The sequence below is a fragment of the Arthrobacter sp. UYP6 genome (genome assembly GCF_040547315.1).
Taxonomy (GTDB): Bacteria; Actinomycetota; Actinomycetes; order Actinomycetales; family Micrococcaceae; genus Arthrobacter_B.
Genome location: NZ_JBEPPM010000004.1, coordinates 20312 through 36851, shown reverse-complemented (window position 1 = coordinate 36851; position 16540 = coordinate 20312). Strand labels below are relative to the sequence as shown.

Below are 16540 nucleotides of genomic sequence, written 5' to 3'. Positions count from 1 at the left end.
GTCAGCCGGCCGCGCCTAGCAGCCGCAGCGCCATGAGGCTGTGATGCTCGCCGATGTCCGCGGCGCTTAGCCGCCCGCCGGGCCGGTACCACCGGGCGACGTCGATGCACAGGGAAAGGAGGGTGACCACCGCCATGCTGGCATCCGGAACGTCGAAGACCCCCTGCTGCAGGCCATCGTCAACGATGCGGCGGAATTCGTCTTCCACCTGGCCGCGCAAGCGGAGCACATCAGACCGGTGCTCTTCGCTCAGGGCCGGAAGTTCAAAGTTCACCACATGTGAGCTGGTGTAATTGGCCGCCTGCCACTCCACCAGGTTCCGCACCAGGGTAGCCATCCGGCCTAACGGGCCGCCGTCGCCTGCGGCGCTTTCCCGGACCAGCTCAAGGGTCCTCTCATGACCCACCTTGGAAATGCAGTAGAGCAGATCTTCCTTGGATTTGTGGTGCACGTACACAGCTCCGGGAGTGACTCCGGCGCCGGTGGCAATATCTCGGGTGGTGGTGCCGTGAAATCCCTTGGCGGCAAAGGCAGCCGTGGCGGATGAAAGCAGCCGTTGTGCGGTGTCAGTCATGCCCTTGGTCTCCGTTTTCTCAGTCTCAGCGATCTCCGCTCCCCGGCCCGGTCGCCCGCGCCGGGGCGCTAACTGAGCGATCAGCAACCAGCGTAGCAGTGGCAGCCCTGCAGGGTGCCGACCCTCGGATTTACCGGTTGCCGGCGTTCTGGAACGGATACACCTTGTGGTTCCGGCCCGGAGGACTAAAGTTCTCCGATATTACGCAGGAAGGATGCACCGAACCCCGCGTGAACAGCCTCATTGTCTCCGGCGCAGCAACCATCCTGAGCCTGGTGATAGCGATCTTTCCCGCCTACGCCATTTCCCGCCTACGCCATTTCGCGGTACCGCTTCCGGGGCCGGACGGTCTTCTCCACCACGGTGCTGTCCACTCAAATGTTTCCCGGAGTGCTGTTCCTGCTGCCGCTGTTCCTGATTTTCGTAAACATCAACTCTGCCCTGGGCATCCAGCTGGTGGGTACGCGGCTGGGGCTGGTCATCACGTACCTAACCTTCTCCCTGCCCTTTGCCATTTGGATGCTGGCCGGCTACTTTGACGGCATTCCGCGTGACTTGGATGAGGCAGCGAAGGTGGACGGGTGCGGGCCAATGGGTGCCCTGCTGCGGGTTGTCCTTCCGGCCGCCCGTCCCGGACTGATTGCGGTGGCCATCTATGCCTTTATGACAGCCTGGGGGGAGGTGCTGTTTGCCTCGGTCATGACCACTGACGCGAACCGGACCCTTGCGGTGGGGCTCCAGCTGTATTCAACCCAGACCAACGTTTACTGGAACCAGATCATGGCAGCATCCCTGGTGGTCAGCATTCCGGTGGTGGTGGGGTTCCTCCTGCTGCAGCGCAGCTTCGTGGCCGGCCTGACTGCCGGAGCCGTCAAGTAGGGGAGCAGCTACTTCACGCGAAGCCCCATGATGTTGCCAGTGTTGCCAGCGGCCGGGTCCATGACCTGGGGCCACTGCGCCGTCATCATGAACAGGAGGCCGCCGTCGTCGCCCCCTGCCGCGCAGGAGAAGCAGCCCTGTTCCAACTGAACCGTGTCCAGCACCGTTCCGCCCTGCTCAACGCGGACACAGCGTTCACCGGGCACCTCTGCGAACCAGATCCCGCCGGTACCGTCCCAGCAAATGCCGTCCGGGGCGCCTCCAGCCAGGTCCGCCCACAGGGTCCCCGGGCCCAGGCTGCCGTCCGCCCGGATATCAAAGGACGTGAGGCGCCCGGCGTTGGATTCCGCCACCACCAGCGTGCGGCCGTCCGCGGAGACCAGCATGCCGTTGGGGAAGGCCAGCCCATCGGCAACTGAAGCGGCGGAGCCATCAGGGCGAATGACGGCAATGACTCCGCTCTCCTGTGCCTGCCCACCGTAGTCGTAGCCGATGCCGTTGACGTAGATGTTGCCGGCCGGGTGCACGGCCAGCTCGTTCCACGGATATTCGGAAATCCCGCGCAGGTCCGCCAGGGGAACCAGACCGGCTTGGGGGACCTCCAGCAGGACGGAGGCATCGCTGCCGGAGACCACCGCCAGACGTCCGTCCGGCAGCCAATCGAAGCTGATGGGGGAGGACGGCACCGCAGTGACCCGGCGGACGTTCCCTGCAGCATCCAGGGCTGAGATGGTTCCGGCCAGCCAATCGGCGAACCACAACTCGTGGCCGTGCCAGCGGGCCGATTCGCCCATTCCCAGCTCTGATACCAGGGTTTTTGCGTCGGACATCACGCACCTCTTTCCTTAGTGAAGGCGGACCCGTGGTGAAGTCTCCAGTATGCGACGGCGGCCGCGCCCGGAACAGGGCGGGAGGGAGCCGGGCTTTGCCGTAAACCGGCGGCGCTCCTGCAGCGGATAAGATGAGTGGCTGGCTTACCAGCTTCCACCCCCGAGAGGACACCCCCGTATGAGCCTGATCCGGCTGCAGGACGTCAACGTTGGCTTCGACAAGACGCAGATCCTGCGTGAGGCCTTCTTCCGCCTGGAACCGAAGGACCGGGTAGGCCTGATCGGCAAGAACGGGTCCGGCAAGTCCACGCTGCTGAAGCTGATTCTGGAACAGGTCCAGCCGGACTCCGGCACGGTCAGCCTGGAACCGGGCCTGAAAATTGGCTATTTCTCTCAGTTCTCCGAGCTCAACGGGGAATCCACCATCACCGAGGTGCTCGATGCCCTGTTCGTGGAGATCAAGGCCACCGAAGCCGAGCTGGCTTCCATTGACGAGAGTATTGCGGCGGACCCCGAGCCCAAGGCGCTGGATAGGCTGATCCGCCGGCAGGCCGAGCTGTTCGAAACCATGGACCGGCTGGACGGCTGGGACTACCCCCGCCGGATTGACGCCGCCCTGACCACGCTTGGTTTCAGCGAGGCGCACCGCACCTGCCCCATCGATGCCCTCTCCGGCGGCTGGCGCAACCGTGCCGCCCTGGCCAAGATTCTGCTCGAAGCACCGGATGTGCTGCTGCTGGACGAGCCCACCAACTACCTGGACGTTGCCGGCGTCGAGTGGCTGGAAGGATGGTTCCGCGACTTCCGCGGCGCCGCCGTCGTCGTCTCCCACGACCGGAAGTTCCTGGACGCGGTGGTGACCCGCATCATTGAGGTGGAGAACTTCCACCTGCACGAATACCCCGGAAACTTTGGCGAGTACGTCATTCAAAAGCAGTTCCGGCTCAAGGCGCTGGCCTCCCAGTTTGTGCACGAGTCCGAGCTGTTGGCGTTCGAAGCCGAAGGTATTTCGGATCGGCGCGAAGCCGCCAAGTCCGGCGGTGGCGGGCTGGACAGCAAGCTCGCGAAGATCAAAAAGGCCCGTGCTCCGCGGCCGGTGGATCAGATCATCACCGAGATCTACGGCGGTCTGCACGTCAAGGACAACCTGTGCCGGGTGGAATCCGTGGCCAAGTCCTACGGCGACAGGACCCTGTTTCAGGATCTGAGCTTCGAAATCCGGCGTGGTGACCGCCTGGTGGTCCTCGGCTCCAACGGCAGCGGTAAAACCACGCTGCTGCGCGTGCTGACGGGCGAGGAAAAGCCCGACGCCGGCAAGGTTGCCTGGGCGAACGGGGCGAGGATGGTCTCCTACAACCAGGTGCTGGCGGAGCTCGACGACGACGACACCGTCACCCATTCGGTGAACGCCATGCCGGACAGCCTGGCCCTGACCGCCACCAAAAAGTCCGTGAACCGGTTCCTGACCATGTTCCAGTTTTCCGAAGCGGATTTGAAGCAGAAGATCGGCAACCTGTCCGGCGGGCAGAAGGCCCGGGTGGCGATGGCCCAGTGCCTGCTGTCCGGGGCCTCGGTACTGCTGCTGGATGAGCCCACGAACCACCTTGACCTCTCCAGTACCCAGGTCATGGAACGGGCGCTGCTGCACTTCCCAGGAGCTGTGGTGGTGGTCAGCCACGACCGGTTCTTCACCGACAAGATCGCCAACCGGCACCTGATCTTCGGCGCCGAGGGCGCCGCCCCCGGGGAAATCGACCTGCGGGTCGCCTAACCTCCGACCGGCCCCGGATCCCCGCGGCTGGCTCCTTAGCCTGTTTGTCTGTTGCGGGGGCCGGGAACAGGCCCGCATCTGGCAGTGCGGAAGCGGAGCGGCGTACCGTCAGGACGTGGCAAACCGCGCACACCTGCTGCCGCACCGCAGGAAGCCCCTTCGACCGGCCCGCACCGTGGTCTTGGGGTTCGTGGTGGCCAACGCTGCCGGAACAGGATTGCTTGCCCTGCCGGCGTCCAGCCATGACCCCGGTGGCGCCCCGTTCATGACGGCCTTCTTCACAGCAACCTCCTCACTGTGCGTGACGGGCCTGGCTGTGGTGGACACTCCGGTGTACTGGACGCGTTTTGGGCAGGTGGTCATGCTGGCCCTCATCCAGCTTGGCGGTTTCGGGGTCATGAGTTTCGCGTCCGCAGTGTCGATGGCAGTGATCCACCGGCTGTCGCTGCGAAGCAAAGTTACCGCCGCCCTGGAGGCGAACAAACCGACCTTGGAACATCTTCCGGCGGTAATCCTGGGCATCGTCAAGATTTCCCTGCTGATTGAAGCGGTGGTGGCGGCGCTGCTGGCTTCCAGGTTCTGGCTCAGCTACGGCCGGGACCCCGGGGAAGCGCTGTGGCTGGGGGTCTTCCATGCCGTGTCCGCCTTTAACAACGCCGGCTTTGCCCTGTTTTCCGACAACCTGGTGCAGTTCGCCGCGGACCCCGCCATCTGCCTGCCCATCTCCGCTGCCGTCATCCTGGGCGGTTTGGGGTTTCCCGTGCTGGTGCAGCTGCGCCGGACCCTGCGGGTTCCGCGGCTCTGGTCCCTCAACACGCGGCTGGTACTGGCCGGAACCGGCATCCTTCTGCTGGTCGGGACGGCTCTGATCACTGCCCTTGAATGGTCCAATCCGCGCACCCTTGGCCCGATGGCCTGGCCTGCCAAGCTCCTGGCCGGATTTTTTCTTCCGTCCAGACCCGTACCTCCGGCTTTAACAGCGTGCACATCGGAGACCTGGACGGTGCCACGCTGGTGGTGATGGACGGACTGATGTTCATCGGTGGTGGGCCGGCCGGAACCGCCGGTGGTGTCAAGATCACCACGGCGGCAGTGATTTTTGCCGTCATCGCCGCGGAGATCCGTGGACGGGTCCATGTGAGTATCCTCGGGAAGACCGTGGCACCTGAGGTATATCGCCAAGCGATTGCTGTAGTGGTGCTTTCGGCAATCTTCGTAGGGGCCGCCACAGGCATCCTCATGATCCTGACGGACTTTTCCCTTGAGCCGCTTCTGTTTGAATCCATCTCAGCGTTCGCCACGGCGGGCCTGTCCACCGGGATCACGGCGAAGATGACAGTGGCGGGCCAGCTGATCCTGATCGTCCTGATGTTCGTGGGCCGGCTGGGCCCCATCCTGTTTGCTTCGGCGCTTGCACTGCGTGAACGGCCCCTGCTTTACGAACTCCCAGCGGAAAGGCCCATCATTGGCTAGATTCAGCTTTCTTCCCCGGGTACCGGCACACTTTGCCCAGGCCGGCGCCGTCGCTGTGCTGGGCCTGGGACGGTTCGGCGAAGCCGTGGCCCTGGAACTCATGGCCGAGGACGTTGAAGTCCTGGGCGTGGACCAGAACGGGGCCGTGGTCCAGCGTTTGGACGGAGAGCTTACCTACGTGGTGTCAGCAGATGCCACCGACGCCGAGGTGCTGAAGCAGCTCTCAGTCCCGGAGTTTGACCGCGCGGTGGTGGGAATCACCGAAGACATTGCGGCCAGCATCCTGGTGGCCTCACAGCTCATCGGCTTTGGCGTAACCCAGGTGTGGGCCGCTGCCGTGAGCAGCCAGCACGGACTGATCCTGGACCAGATCGGCGTGCATCATGTGGTGTATCCGGAACAGGACATGGGAACGCGCGTGGCGCATCTGGTACGTGGCGGGCAGCCAAAGTTCACCCGGGTGGGGGACAACTATGCCGTGGCGGAAACGGTGCCGCCCGCCGCCCTCGTTGGAGTGCCGCTGGACCCTTTGGAGATCCAGGTCCGCTACGGGATCTCCGTCATCGGTAAGCGGAAGGCCGGCAGGGCCTGGGAATTCACCGGAACCGGCACAGTACTTTCCAGCGCAGACCGGATTCTCGTGGCCGGGACACCGGAGAAGACCGGTGCCTTTGGCCAGCTCAGTGCCCGCGGATAGGTTACGTCCACGAGCGCCCGGTCAGCTGATCCGGGTTGCCCGCACGACGACGTCGTTCAGTGCGTGGGCGGTTCCGTCCGGTCCCAGCACGGTGCGCATCTGTTCCTCCGCGGTGTCGATCCGCCACCTTGCAGGATCCAGGACGGATGCGACATCTGCGACGGTGACCGTTGCCTCCGCCGGCGGATGTTCGCCGTGTCCGGCGGAGCCGCCGTCGTGCCGGTGCCCGACAACCAGCAGTGTGCCGCCGGGAGCAACCCACTGCGCCACGCGCCGGTAGAACGCCAGCTGCGGGATGGCCGGGTGCGCGTAGTGGGTGGTGACCAGGTCGAACTGATGCCCCGGTTGCCAGGAAACCAGGTCCGCCTCCACCCAGGTGACCTGCCCGTCCAGCTCCTGTGCTGCAGCGCGCGCGGCAGCCTGATCAAGGGCAGTCTGCGAGATATCGGCCCCGGTAACCTGCCAGCCGTGAGCGGCCAGCCAGAGCGCCTCCGCTCCGGTTCCGCAGCCGGCGTCCAGCGCCGTGCCCGGGGTGAGCCCGGCCGTTTCACGGGACAGGTACGGATTGGGCTGCTCCGGCCCGACCTGTCCGCCCGGCCCCGGTTTCCCCTCCATTCCCGGCTGCACCGGCTGTCCCGGCGTTTTGGGCTGGGCTTCACGGCCCTCTTTCCAATGGTGTTCCCAGTAGTCCTTGTCGAACTCGTGCTTCATGGCTGGTCCAGCTCCTTTCGGTCCACTCGACGCGGCGCGCCGGTAAACACTGCGGCTCTGATCGTCCCGAACAACGTGCCGGCGCCGCAAGCCATGATGCCAAATGGCAAAATGTCTCCATGGCTGATTCCGTAGACCAAACTCTGAACGCTGTGGGCCCGCGCCTGAAGCGCCTGCGCCTGCGCCTACGCCGCAGCGTCACGCTCAACGAGCTGTCGGAGGAGACAGGCATCTCCGCCAGCACCCTTTCCAGGCTTGAATCGGGGCTGCGCCGGCCCACGCTGGAGCAGCTCCTGCCCCTGGCCCGGGTGTACGGGCTGAGCCTGGACGAGCTTGTTGATGCTCCGCCCACCGGCGATCCCCGCGTCAATCTGCGGTCCATCACCTACGGGGACGGTTCCACCATCCTGCCGCTGACCCGCCGGCCGGGCAGAATCCAGGCCTACAAATTTATCCTTCCCGCAGGCAGGGACGGGCAGGAGCCGGAGCTGCGGACCCACGAAGGCCATGACTGGGCTGGGCCTATGTGCTGAACGGGACGCTGCGCCTGGTGCTCGGTGAGCACGATCTACTGCTGCATCCGGGCGAAGTGGCAGACTTCGACACCCGCACCCCGCACTGGTTTGGCGCCACCAGCGCAGGACCCGTGGAATTCCTCAGCCTCATCGGCAGGCAGGGCCAGCGGGCGCATGTCCGCGAACTTCCTGCGGTGCGGCGCACCAACACGCCATGACGCCTTGGGTGTCCGCATATCTTGGGCGCAGGGCCTCCACAGCTCTGTCATAGGTCTCTGGGAAAGGATGGTTCCGCACCCAGTTGATCTTTTGAAAGAGCTATTAATGAATATCCTGACCATGGCTGCGGCTGATTTAGCCGCTATTTTTTTGCTGACCTTCGGCCTGTTCCTCCGCCGGCAACGCCGCCGGGATTTGGCCGTCTCCTATTTGGGTATCAACATTGGCGTGTTTGCAGTGGCCGCTTCGCTCAGCGGATCGACGGCGAGCGCCGGTCTGGGGCTGGGGCTGTTTGGGGTGCTCTCCATCATCCGGCTACGTTCCACTGAACTGGAACAGCATGAGGTGGCGTATTACTTTTCCGCGCTGGCCCTGGGCCTGATTTCCGGTATTGGCAGCACCCCCCTATGGCTGGCCCCGTCCCTGATTGCGCTGATCCTGGTTGTCATGTTTGTAGGTGACCATCCCCGGGTTCTCCCGGCCTACCGGCACCAGACCGTCATCCTGGACCGCGCCATATCCGCCGAAGATGAGCTGCATGCCCGTCTCGCCGAGGTGCTGGGCGGAAAAATCCACGCCGCAACCGTGACCGAACTGGACCTGGTCAACGACCGGACTTTCGTCAACGTGAAGTTCTCCGTCCCCTCCGATACTTCCGGCACGCCCCGTGCCCTTCCCTCCACACCGGCCGCCGCGGCGTCCCCGTTGCCCCACGACAATTACGACGACGACACTGCCGGGCAGGGCTCGGATCCCGCCTTCCCCGCCCGGATCTCATGAGCGGGGCGCCTGCATCCGGTCCGCATTTCCGCCTAACCTTCGCCGATGCCCTGCCCGCCGTCGGCCTGGAGGAACTCAACAGTGCCGCGGCGCTGCAGACCCGGGTGGACCGCAAGTACCTGGTGGACGCCGCTCTTGCCGAGCGGATCCTGGCAACGCTGCCCGTCCAGGCGCTGGTCCTGGACATGGAGGGGCAGCGCTCCTTCACCTACGACTCCGTGTACTTCGACACCCCGGGCCTGGACAGCTATCTGCTGGCAGCGCACGGCCGGCGGCGCCGCTACAAGATCCGCACCCGCACCTATGTGGACAGCGCCCTGAGTTTCCTCGAGGTCAAAACTGAGGGTGCCCGCGCCGCCACGGTCAAGGAACGCATTCCCTACGGGTTGGAAGACCGCACCCGGATCACGGCTGACGGCAGGGACTACATAGCGCAGACCCTTGCCGCCGTGGGTTCCCTGCCCGATCTTGACGCCTTGGATCCGGTGCTGGAAACCGGATATGCCCGCACCACCCTGTACCTTCCCGGGTCGGGGAGCCGGGCCACGATCGACTCCGATGTCACCTTCTCCCTGCCGGGAAACTCCGGTTGGACGCTGGACCGGAAGGTCGTTGTGGAAACCAAATCCGGTTCCACCGCCGGTGCCCTTGACCGCCACCTCTGGGAGCACGGCGTCCGGCCGTCCCGCATTTCTAAATTTGCCACGGGGCTGGCAGCCCTGCGCCCCGGGCTTCCCGCCAACCGGTGGCACCGCACCCTGATGCGCGATTTCACGCTGCGTCCGGCAGCTGCTGCTGCCTAGCCACCCTCCGGACATCCCCTTTCCCCCTCCAAGGAGCAACACCGTGACTTCACCTCTCCCAACGATTTCCACCTCCGCCCGTTCCCGATGGCCGCGCACAGCGTTGACGGCCACGGCCCTTGCCGTTGCGCTGGGACTGGCCGCCTGCTCGACGCCGGCCACTGACGGTGCGGCCGCATCATCATCGGAAGCGGTGCAGTTCTTTGATGACGGCCTGGTCCACGATGTCAGCGTCCACTTCAGCGACGACGACTACCAGGCCATGCTTGCAAGCTACTCGGACTCGGGAGACAAGGACTGGATCTCCGCCTCGGTAACCATCGACGGCACCACGCTGGAAGATGTAGGGCTCCGGCTCAAGGGCAACTCCAGCCTGAGGGGCCACTCCGGCGGCGGCGGTCCGAACGGAGCGCCTGCTGCCGCCCCGGCGGACGGCGAGGGCGCAGCCGCCCCGGCGGACGCAACTGACGCCACGGCGCCCGCGGACGGCGCCGACGATGGTCAGGCGACCGGCGATGGCAACGGCACCTCTGATTCCCCTGAATCGCTGCCCTGGCTGATCCGGACGGACAAGTTCGTGGACGGGCAGGAGTATCAGGGGCGGACGGATCTGGTGGTCCGCGGCAACAACAGCGAATCCTCGCTGAACGAGGCCCTTGCCCTGGAACTGACAGGCGCGGCGAAGCTGGCAACATTGGAGGCCTCCGCGGCCCGGTTCAGTGTCAATGACAGTGCCGCGCAGCTACGGCTCATTATTGAGAGTCCGGACGATGAACTGTGGAACGAGGACACCTTCGGCGACGATGGCAGCATCTACAAGGCCGAAAGCGAGGGCGATTACAGCTACCGCGGAGACAACGCCGACGACTATGAGGATGTCTTCGAGCAGAAGACTGGTGAGGATGATCTGGCGCCCGTCATGAAGTTCCTCGACTTCATCAACAACTCGTCTGACGAAGACTTTAACGCCAAGCTTGGCGACTACCTGGACGTCGACGCGTTCGCCACCTATCTGGCAGCCCAGGACCTCATGGGAAACATGGATGACATCGACGGTCCGGGAAATAACTCCTACCTGCGCTATGACTCCACAACGGGTCTTATGACGGTTGTCACCTGGGACCTGAATCTGACCTTTGCATCTATGGGCGGGGGAGGCATGCCGGGCGGCGGGCAGATGCCGGACGGCGGCGAGCTGCCGGACGGCGGCGAGCTGCCGGACGGCGGCGAGCTGCCGGACGGAACGCAGATCCCGGACGGGATGCAGGCTCCCAACGGGGCACAACGGCCGGAAGGAATGCAGCCACCGGAAGGAATGCAGCTTCCTGACGGTATGGCCCGCCCTGACGGTGCCGGCGGAACCGGGATGAGCAAGGACAACGCCCTGTCCAGCCGTTTTATGGCCGACACCGAGTTTAAGGCCCTATATGAGGACACGCTGGCAAGCCTGCGGGCTGAGCTCTACGATTCCGGTGAAGCACAGGGCATCCTCGACAAATGGACCAGCCTGCTGACTACCCAGGCCACGGATCTGGTGCCGGCGGAGACTGTGCAGGCCGAAGCGGACAGCATCGCAACCTTCTTCACCGAGTCGGCCCAGGCCGGCATATGATCCTGATCACAAAAATGCGGCCGGTCTGGGATAGGATCGCGGCGACGTCTGCCTGACGGCGATTGGGGTCGCGGAGACCCTCAACGAGGAGTCGTTGACGACGATGCGAGAGGGAAAAGATGAGAATCATCGTTCTGATGAAAGAGGTTCCGGATACCTGGGGGGAGCGCACCCTGAATGTGGAGACCGGCCTCCTTGACCGGGCGGCCGGTGACCTGGTGCTGGATGAGATTAATGAGCGTGCCCTCGAAGTTGCGCTCACGCACCGCGACAGCCATCCGGACACCGAAGTGGTTCTGCTCGCAGCCGGTCCGGCAACGGTGCCGGTAAGCCTGCGCAAGGGTTTGGCGATGGGCGCTGACCGTGCCGTACATGTGCACGACGACGCCCTGCTGGGCGCCGATATGACGCTGACCGCCGAAGTGCTGGCTGCAGCGGTCCGGCACATCGGGTTTGATCTGGTGATCGCGGGCAACCTTTCCACAGACGGGGGAGGAGGAGCTCTCCCGTCCATGCTTGCAGAACTGCTGGGGGTCGCGGGTGCAACGTCCCTGAGCACCGTTAAGGCCACGGAATCCTCCGTCGCCGGGCGCAGGAACCTTGAATCGGGCCGCTTCGAGGTGAGCGCTGCCCTACCGGCCGTCATCTCAATTACCGAAGCCCTGCCCGACGCGCGGTTCTCGAACTTCAAGGGCATCATGGCCGCCAAAAAGAAGCCGTTCGACACCCTCACCCTGGCTGACCTAGGCATCAGCGTGGACGAGGCCGCGAGCCGGTCCATCATCATTTCCGCTGCAAAGCGCCCGCCGCGCACCGCCGGCATCCGGATTGAGGATGGCGGCGACGCCGGCCGGCAGATCGCTGACTTCCTGACCAAAAACCAGCTCATCAAAGGACGCGCAGAATGACCAGCTACCCTACGGACTCCGTTCTTGTACTTGTTGATGTCTCGCCGTCGGGCCAGCTCCGCTCAAGCGCGGCAGAGGTTATCGGTGCCGCATCGGTGCTGGGCACTCCTGTTGCCCTGGCCGTGGCAGCGCCGGGCAACGCGGACCGTCTCGGTGCGGAGCTTGCCGCCCTGGGCGCAGGGCACGTGCTGGCCGCAGAATCGCCGGATCTGGGTCGGGCAGTCATCTCACCGCTAGTTGACGCGCTCAGCGCCGCCGCAGCCATGGTGAGGCCCGAGGCCGTGCTGGTCTCGAACTCAATAACGGGCCGGGATGCCGCTGCGCGTTTTGCGGCCCGCTCCGGTTCAGCGCTGGCCGCCGACGTTGTTGGGGTTTCCCGCGACGAAGAGGGCGTCGTTGCCCACCATTCCGTTTACGGTGGCGCCTACTCCGTGGACTCAGCCGTGACAACCGGGACACTTGTGGTGACGCTGCGCCAGGGCTCATCCAGTGTCCGGGCAGAAGCGCGGAACGCCGACGTCGAGCTGCTCCCCGTTCCGGCATCCGCGGTCCCCGATGCCGTTATCTCCAGCTACGAGGAGACAACCGTTGTTTCGGCGCGACCGGAACTGCGCGGCGCCGAAGTGGTTGTTTCCGGCGGCCGCGGGCTGGGCTCGGTGGAGAACTTTGCTTTGGTGGAGACCCTTGCCGATGCACTCGGCGGAGCAATCGGAGCATCGCGCGCAGCGGTCGACGCAGGCTACGTTCCGCAGGCGCAGCAGGTGGGCCAGACGGGTGTGACCGTTGCGCCCCAGCTGTATATCGCACTGGGCATCTCCGGGGCCATCCAGCACCGCGCCGGCATGCAGACCGCCAAGACCATCATTGCCATCAACAAGGACGCAGACGCGCCCATCTTTGAAATTGCGGACTTTGGCGTGGTGGGTGACTTGTTCACGGTTGTGCCCCAGCTGGTTGAGGCCATCGAAGCGCAACGGGCAGTTACTCGGTGAGGCAGGGCCTTCCCCGGGTTCCCGGCGGCGACCGGCCGGCGGGCGAACAGACCCCGGGCGAACAGACCCCGGGGGAACAGGTTCCTGCCCCGCCGGCTCCCGCGGCAGCTTCAACGGAGGGCAAAGCCGTACCACCGGCGCCAGCGGCACCGGCAGCGAAAGGCAGGCGCCAGGGGCTTCCGCGCACCCCAAAAAGTGAGGCCGGAACGGCGGACGCCACTGTGGTGCCCACCGATACGGCTGCGAATCCGCCGGCAGCGGATCCGGCGTCTCCTGCTCCGTCCGGTTCAAGCAACCAGCCCGCACCAGCTGCACCGGCCGCACCGGGGCGACGCCAGGGATTGCCCCGACCGGCTCCTTCCTCGGCTGCCTCCTCCGCAGCGCCTTCACCCGCAGCGCCTTCACCCGCAGCTCCCTCATCCCCAGCTCCGCCTGCCGCAGCCCCGCCTGCCGATGTTCCCGTAGATGCACCCGGGGCCGCAGGCGCCGCCGCGGCAGCTCCGGTCAGGCCTGTTGGCCCAACCGCTGTGCCGGGCACCGCAGGACCGGCGAGGCCTGCGGTGAGCCAGCCCCCGAAGCAGACACCGCCGTCGTCCGGTTCCCGTCAGCTGCTGCGCGCCGGGCTAGCGGCTGCCGCGCTGCTGCTGGCGCTGGCCGCCGTCGTACTGCTGGCCCGATGGCTTGTTGCGCAGGAACCCGTTCAGGATTTCCTCGTCCGGTACCCGGGCGAAAGCGAACTTCCCGAGGGCGCGCCCACGGGGCTGCCTGCGTGGCTGGGGTGGCAGCACTTTTTCAACGTCTTCCTCATGGTCCTGATCATCCGGTCGGGCTGGCAGGTCCGCACGCAGCGCCGCCCGCCGGCGTCGTGGACCCCGCGGTGGGGCAGGAACCCGAAGAAGATCAGCATCACCCTCTGGCTGCATCAGTCACTGGATATCCTGTGGCTGGTCAACGGCGTAGTGTTCGCTGTTCTGCTGGCCGCGACCGGACAGTGGATGCGGGTGGTCCCGACAAGCTGGGATGTCTTCCCCAACGCGATCTCCGCTGCGCTGCAGTATGTTTCGCTGGACTGGCCCACGGAGAACGGCTGGGTGAACTACAACAGCCTGCAGGTACTGGCCTATTTCGTCACCCTTTTCATTGCGGCCCCGCTTGCTGCCGTCACCGGATACCGGATGTCGGATTTCTGGCCGTCGAAGGCCAAACGGCTCAGCACCGCGTATCCGATTGAGCTGGCCCGGGCCCTTCACTTTCCCGTGATGCTCTACTTTGTCGCGTTTATCATCGTGCACGTCGCACTGGTGTTCTCAACGGGAGCGCTGCGCAACCTGAACCATATGTACGGCGGGCAGGACGCAGTGAACTGGTTTGGTTTCTGGGTCTTTTTTGTCTCGCTGCTGGTGATTGTTGGGGGATGGTTTGCGGCCCGACCGCTTGTCCTGGCCCCCATCGCGTCGCGGTTCGGCAAGGTGGGCCGCTAGCGCGGGGAAAGACCTCCGGCCGTGGGCCTCGGTGCCCCCGGCCGGAGGTCTTTTTCTGCCCTTCCCTGCGCAGGGGCCGGTTTTAGGCCTGCTGATGTTCACTGACCCGCCGCTGGGGCTGGCGCTCGTTCGGCGCCTTATGGCAGCGCGGCCGGAGCTGGGCTCCGACGTCCTTACCCGGCTGCCGCTGGAAGACCTGCGGGCACTGGAGCAGGGCATGCGTGCTGTCCAGCGGTATACCGCCCAGGAACCCCCGTCGGGGCAGATGCAGTAACCGCCGCAGGTGCCCTGCGCCGCACGGAACCCGGGGTGTGATGAGGCCAATGCGGTAATGACGCAAGAAAATGAGATGATAAGAGATGTCCATAGGTTTTGGACGACTCCGCCCGTATGGGCCCCTGCCCGCTCAGCCTGAAATTGGCGGCGGCCTGCGGCCAGGGATGCGCATGGTTGCGCGGGCCCGGTGGAGTCGGCCCCGGAACGGACCCTTGACCTTTTGGTGACGCAGCACGGTGTTGCATCACCCCAGTAATACCCGTACCCGACGAAAGAAATACCATCCGTGAATAGAACAACTGCCGCATTGAAAGCCCCCCGGGAACTCGCTAAAGGAACCATGCGCATTGTTGCGCTGGGCGGCATCGGCGAAATCGGCAGAAACATGACTGTCTTCGAATACGAAGGCAAGCTGCTGATCGTTGACTGTGGCGTGCTTTTCCCCGAGGAAATCCACCCCGGCGTCAACCTGATCCTGCCCGACTTCTCCTACATCCGGGATCGCCTGGATGACATCGTGGGCGTTGTCCTGACCCACGGCCATGAAGACCACATTGGCGGCATTCCCTACCTGCTGCGCGAGCGTGCGGATATTCCCCTGCTCGGCTCCAAGCTGACCCTGGCTTTTGTTGAAGCCAAGCTCAAGGAACACCGCATCACCCCGAAGCTGGTTCAGGTCAAGGAAGGCGACCGCCGCACCATGGGCGGCTTCGACCTGGAATTCCTGGCCGTCAACCACTCCATCCCGGACAGCCTGGCCGTTGCCATCCGTACTCCGGCCGGCATGGTCCTGCACACCGGTGACTTCAAGATGGACCAGTTCCCGCTGGACCGCCGCATCACCGATCTGACCGGTTTCGCCCGCCTCGGCGTGGAAGGCGTGGACCTTTTCCTCACCGACTCCACCAACGCCGATGTTCCCGGCTTCATGGCCTCGGAAAAGGAACTGGCTCCCGCCATCGACACGGTGTTCCGCACCGCGCCGCGCCGGATCATCGTGTCCAGCTTCGCCAGCCACATCCACCGCATCCAGCAGGTCATTGACGCTGCCGACCGTTACAAGCGCAAGGTTGCGTTTGTGGGCCGTTCCATGGTTCGGAACATGACCATCGCCGAGGAACTGGGCTACCTGAACATCCCCAAGGGCCTCCTGGTGGACTTCAAGGCGCTGCAGCGTTCCGATGACCACAAGGTTGTCCTGATCTGCACCGGTTCACAGGGCGAGCCGCTGGCCGCGCTGTCCCGCATGGCCAACAAGGACCACGCGATCCGCATCCACGAAGGCGACACTGTGCTGCTGGCCAGCTCGCTGATTCCGGGCAACGAGAACGCCATTTACGGCGTCATCAACTCCCTGACTCAGCTCGGCGCCAACGTAGTGCACAAGGGCAACGCGAAGGTCCACGTCTCGGGCCACGCCAGCGCCGGTGAACTGGCGTACTGCTACAACATCGTCAAGCCGCGCAACGTTATGCCGGTGCACGGGGAATGGCGCCACCTCAAGGCCAACGCGGCCATCGCCGTCGCCACCGGCATGGACCCGCGTGACGTGGTCATTGCCGAAGACGGCGTGACCGTTGACCTCCGCCGCGGCCGCGCCTCCATCTCCGGCAAGATTCCCGTGGGCCTGGTCTTCGTGGACGGCGACACCGTGGGCCACACCACCGAAGACGATCTCAAGGAGCGCATGCAGCTCTCCGAGCAGGGTTCCGTGACTGTCCTGGCACTCATCGATCCGGACACCGGCACGGTTGCCGAGCCGCCTGAGTTCTTCATTAAGGGCTTCGCCTGCAGCCCGGGCGACGTCAAGAAGGCAGAAGCCGCAGTAGAGAAGGCCATCAACGATGCCGCCACCGGCCGCGGCCGCGGTGCACGCAATGAAGACCCCGAGGTCATCATTGAGCGCTCCACCGCAAACTGGATGCGCCGCTTCTACAACCGCACACCGGCCATCACGGCCATTGTTGTGGATGCCTAAAGCGGCAGCTGTTTCGGAACAATAGTTCCGTGCGGCGGGGG

General features: G+C 64.8%; 18 protein-coding genes. 15 read left to right on the top strand and 3 right to left on the bottom strand.

What is annotated here, in order from left to right:
* Position 1: 1 nt before the first annotated feature.
* Complete coding sequence (locus ABIB35_RS04475; RefSeq protein ID WP_354179279.1) at positions 2–574, bottom strand: TetR/AcrR family transcriptional regulator; 573 nt, start codon at positions 572–574, stop codon at positions 2–4.
* A gap of 378 nt (positions 575–952) precedes the next feature.
* Here ABIB35_RS04475 and ABIB35_RS04470 point away from each other — a divergent pair, with 378 nt between their 5' ends.
* Positions 953–1453, top strand: coding sequence for a carbohydrate ABC transporter permease (locus ABIB35_RS04470; RefSeq protein ID WP_354179277.1), 501 nt, complete (start codon positions 953–955; stop codon positions 1451–1453).
* A gap of 8 nt (positions 1454–1461) precedes the next feature.
* Here ABIB35_RS04470 and ABIB35_RS04465 read toward each other — a convergent pair whose 3' ends face one another.
* Positions 1462–2283, bottom strand: a complete 822-nt coding sequence (locus ABIB35_RS04465) for an SMP-30/gluconolactonase/LRE family protein (protein ID WP_354179276.1) — start codon at positions 2281–2283, stop codon at positions 1462–1464.
* A gap of 178 nt (positions 2284–2461) precedes the next feature.
* On the opposite strand from ABIB35_RS04465, the gene ABIB35_RS04460 reads away from it, so the two are divergent.
* From ABIB35_RS04460 to ABIB35_RS04445, 4 genes are all read left to right on the top strand, one after another.
* Complete coding sequence (locus ABIB35_RS04460) at positions 2462–4054, top strand: ABC-F family ATP-binding cassette domain-containing protein (RefSeq protein ID WP_354179275.1); 1593 nt, start codon at positions 2462–2464, stop codon at positions 4052–4054.
* A 115-nt stretch (positions 4055–4169) separates the two neighbouring features.
* Positions 4170–5075, top strand: coding sequence for a potassium transporter TrkG (locus ABIB35_RS04455; protein ID WP_354179274.1), 906 nt, complete (start codon positions 4170–4172; stop codon positions 5073–5075).
* Positions 5036–5527, top strand: coding sequence for a potassium transporter TrkG (locus ABIB35_RS04450; RefSeq protein ID WP_354179273.1), 492 nt, complete (start codon positions 5036–5038; stop codon positions 5525–5527). The genes ABIB35_RS04455 and ABIB35_RS04450 overlap by 40 nt, the downstream gene beginning before the upstream one ends.
* Positions 5520–6224 (top strand): potassium channel family protein, encoded by a 705-nt coding sequence (locus ABIB35_RS04445; protein WP_354179272.1) that lies wholly within the window; start codon positions 5520–5522, stop codon positions 6222–6224. Before ABIB35_RS04450 ends, ABIB35_RS04445 begins: the two co-directional genes overlap by 8 nt.
* Before the next feature lie 21 nt (positions 6225–6245).
* Here ABIB35_RS04445 and ABIB35_RS04440 read toward each other — a convergent pair whose 3' ends face one another.
* On the bottom strand, positions 6246–6935 hold the full coding sequence (locus tag ABIB35_RS04440; RefSeq protein ID WP_354179271.1) for a class I SAM-dependent methyltransferase: 690 nt from the start codon (positions 6933–6935) through the stop codon (positions 6246–6248).
* Positions 6936–7054: 119 nt separating this feature from the next.
* Here ABIB35_RS04440 and ABIB35_RS04435 point away from each other — a divergent pair, with 119 nt between their 5' ends.
* The 10 genes from ABIB35_RS04435 to ABIB35_RS04390 all read left to right on the top strand — a co-directional run bounded on the left by ABIB35_RS04435 (position 7055) and on the right by ABIB35_RS04390 (position 16499).
* Positions 7055–7468, top strand: a complete 414-nt coding sequence (locus ABIB35_RS04435; RefSeq protein WP_354179270.1) for a helix-turn-helix domain-containing protein — start codon at positions 7055–7057, stop codon at positions 7466–7468.
* Positions 7462–7668 (top strand): cupin domain-containing protein, encoded by a 207-nt coding sequence (locus tag ABIB35_RS04430; RefSeq protein WP_354179268.1) that lies wholly within the window; start codon positions 7462–7464, stop codon positions 7666–7668. Before ABIB35_RS04435 ends, ABIB35_RS04430 begins: the two co-directional genes overlap by 7 nt.
* Positions 7669–7774: 106 nt before the next feature.
* The gene (locus ABIB35_RS04425) at positions 7775–8449 is read left to right on the top strand and encodes a DUF4956 domain-containing protein (protein ID WP_354179267.1); all 675 of its coding nucleotides are present in this window, start codon (positions 7775–7777) and stop codon (positions 8447–8449) included.
* On the top strand, positions 8446–9252 hold the full coding sequence (locus tag ABIB35_RS04420; RefSeq protein WP_354179266.1) for a polyphosphate polymerase domain-containing protein: 807 nt from the start codon (positions 8446–8448) through the stop codon (positions 9250–9252). The genes ABIB35_RS04425 and ABIB35_RS04420 overlap by 4 nt, the downstream gene beginning before the upstream one ends.
* 43 nt (positions 9253–9295) lie before the next feature.
* Entirely contained in the window at positions 9296–10864 is a 1569-nt protein-coding gene (locus tag ABIB35_RS04415) for a CotH kinase family protein (RefSeq protein ID WP_354179265.1), read from the top strand.
* Between the two features lie 119 nt (positions 10865–10983).
* Complete coding sequence (locus ABIB35_RS04410; protein ID WP_354179263.1) at positions 10984–11772, top strand: electron transfer flavoprotein subunit beta/FixA family protein; 789 nt, start codon at positions 10984–10986, stop codon at positions 11770–11772.
* Positions 11769–12764, top strand: a complete 996-nt coding sequence (locus ABIB35_RS04405) for an electron transfer flavoprotein subunit alpha/FixB family protein (protein ID WP_354179262.1) — start codon at positions 11769–11771, stop codon at positions 12762–12764. The genes ABIB35_RS04410 and ABIB35_RS04405 overlap by 4 nt, the downstream gene beginning before the upstream one ends.
* A 560-nt stretch (positions 12765–13324) precedes the next feature.
* Positions 13325–14245, top strand: coding sequence for a cytochrome b/b6 domain-containing protein (locus ABIB35_RS04400; RefSeq protein ID WP_354179261.1), 921 nt, complete (start codon positions 13325–13327; stop codon positions 14243–14245).
* A 94-nt stretch (positions 14246–14339) separates the two neighbouring features.
* On the top strand, positions 14340–14519 hold the full coding sequence (locus ABIB35_RS04395) for a hypothetical protein (RefSeq protein WP_354179260.1): 180 nt from the start codon (positions 14340–14342) through the stop codon (positions 14517–14519).
* Positions 14520–14861: 342 nt separating this feature from the next.
* Complete coding sequence (locus ABIB35_RS04390; protein ID WP_354179259.1) at positions 14862–16499, top strand: ribonuclease J; 1638 nt, start codon at positions 14862–14864, stop codon at positions 16497–16499.
* The last annotated feature ends 41 nt before the right edge of the window (positions 16500–16540 follow it).

What these genes read in the sequence shown, in the direction of transcription:
- ABIB35_RS04475 (WP_354179279.1), bottom strand. Translation starts at nt 574, where the DNA reads ATGACTGACACCGCACAACGGCTGCTTTCATCCGCCACGGCTGCCTTT.
- ABIB35_RS04470 (WP_354179277.1), top strand. Translation starts at nt 953, where the DNA reads ATGTTTCCCGGAGTGCTGTTCCTGCTGCCGCTGTTCCTGATTTTCGTA.
- ABIB35_RS04465 (WP_354179276.1), bottom strand. Translation starts at nt 2,283, where the DNA reads ATGTCCGACGCAAAAACCCTGGTATCAGAGCTGGGAATGGGCGAATCG.
- ABIB35_RS04460 (WP_354179275.1), top strand. Translation starts at nt 2,462, where the DNA reads ATGAGCCTGATCCGGCTGCAGGACGTCAACGTTGGCTTCGACAAGACG.
- ABIB35_RS04440 (WP_354179271.1), bottom strand. Translation starts at nt 6,935, where the DNA reads ATGAAGCACGAGTTCGACAAGGACTACTGGGAACACCATTGGAAAGAG.
- ABIB35_RS04435 (WP_354179270.1), top strand. Translation starts at nt 7,055, where the DNA reads ATGGCTGATTCCGTAGACCAAACTCTGAACGCTGTGGGCCCGCGCCTG.
- ABIB35_RS04425 (WP_354179267.1), top strand. Translation starts at nt 7,775, where the DNA reads ATGAATATCCTGACCATGGCTGCGGCTGATTTAGCCGCTATTTTTTTG.
- ABIB35_RS04420 (WP_354179266.1), top strand. Translation starts at nt 8,446, where the DNA reads ATGAGCGGGGCGCCTGCATCCGGTCCGCATTTCCGCCTAACCTTCGCC.
- ABIB35_RS04410 (WP_354179263.1), top strand. Translation starts at nt 10,984, where the DNA reads ATGAGAATCATCGTTCTGATGAAAGAGGTTCCGGATACCTGGGGGGAG.
- ABIB35_RS04405 (WP_354179262.1), top strand. Translation starts at nt 11,769, where the DNA reads ATGACCAGCTACCCTACGGACTCCGTTCTTGTACTTGTTGATGTCTCG.
- ABIB35_RS04395 (WP_354179260.1), top strand. Translation starts at nt 14,340, where the DNA reads ATGTTCACTGACCCGCCGCTGGGGCTGGCGCTCGTTCGGCGCCTTATG.
- ABIB35_RS04390 (WP_354179259.1), top strand. Translation starts at nt 14,862, where the DNA reads ATGCGCATTGTTGCGCTGGGCGGCATCGGCGAAATCGGCAGAAACATG.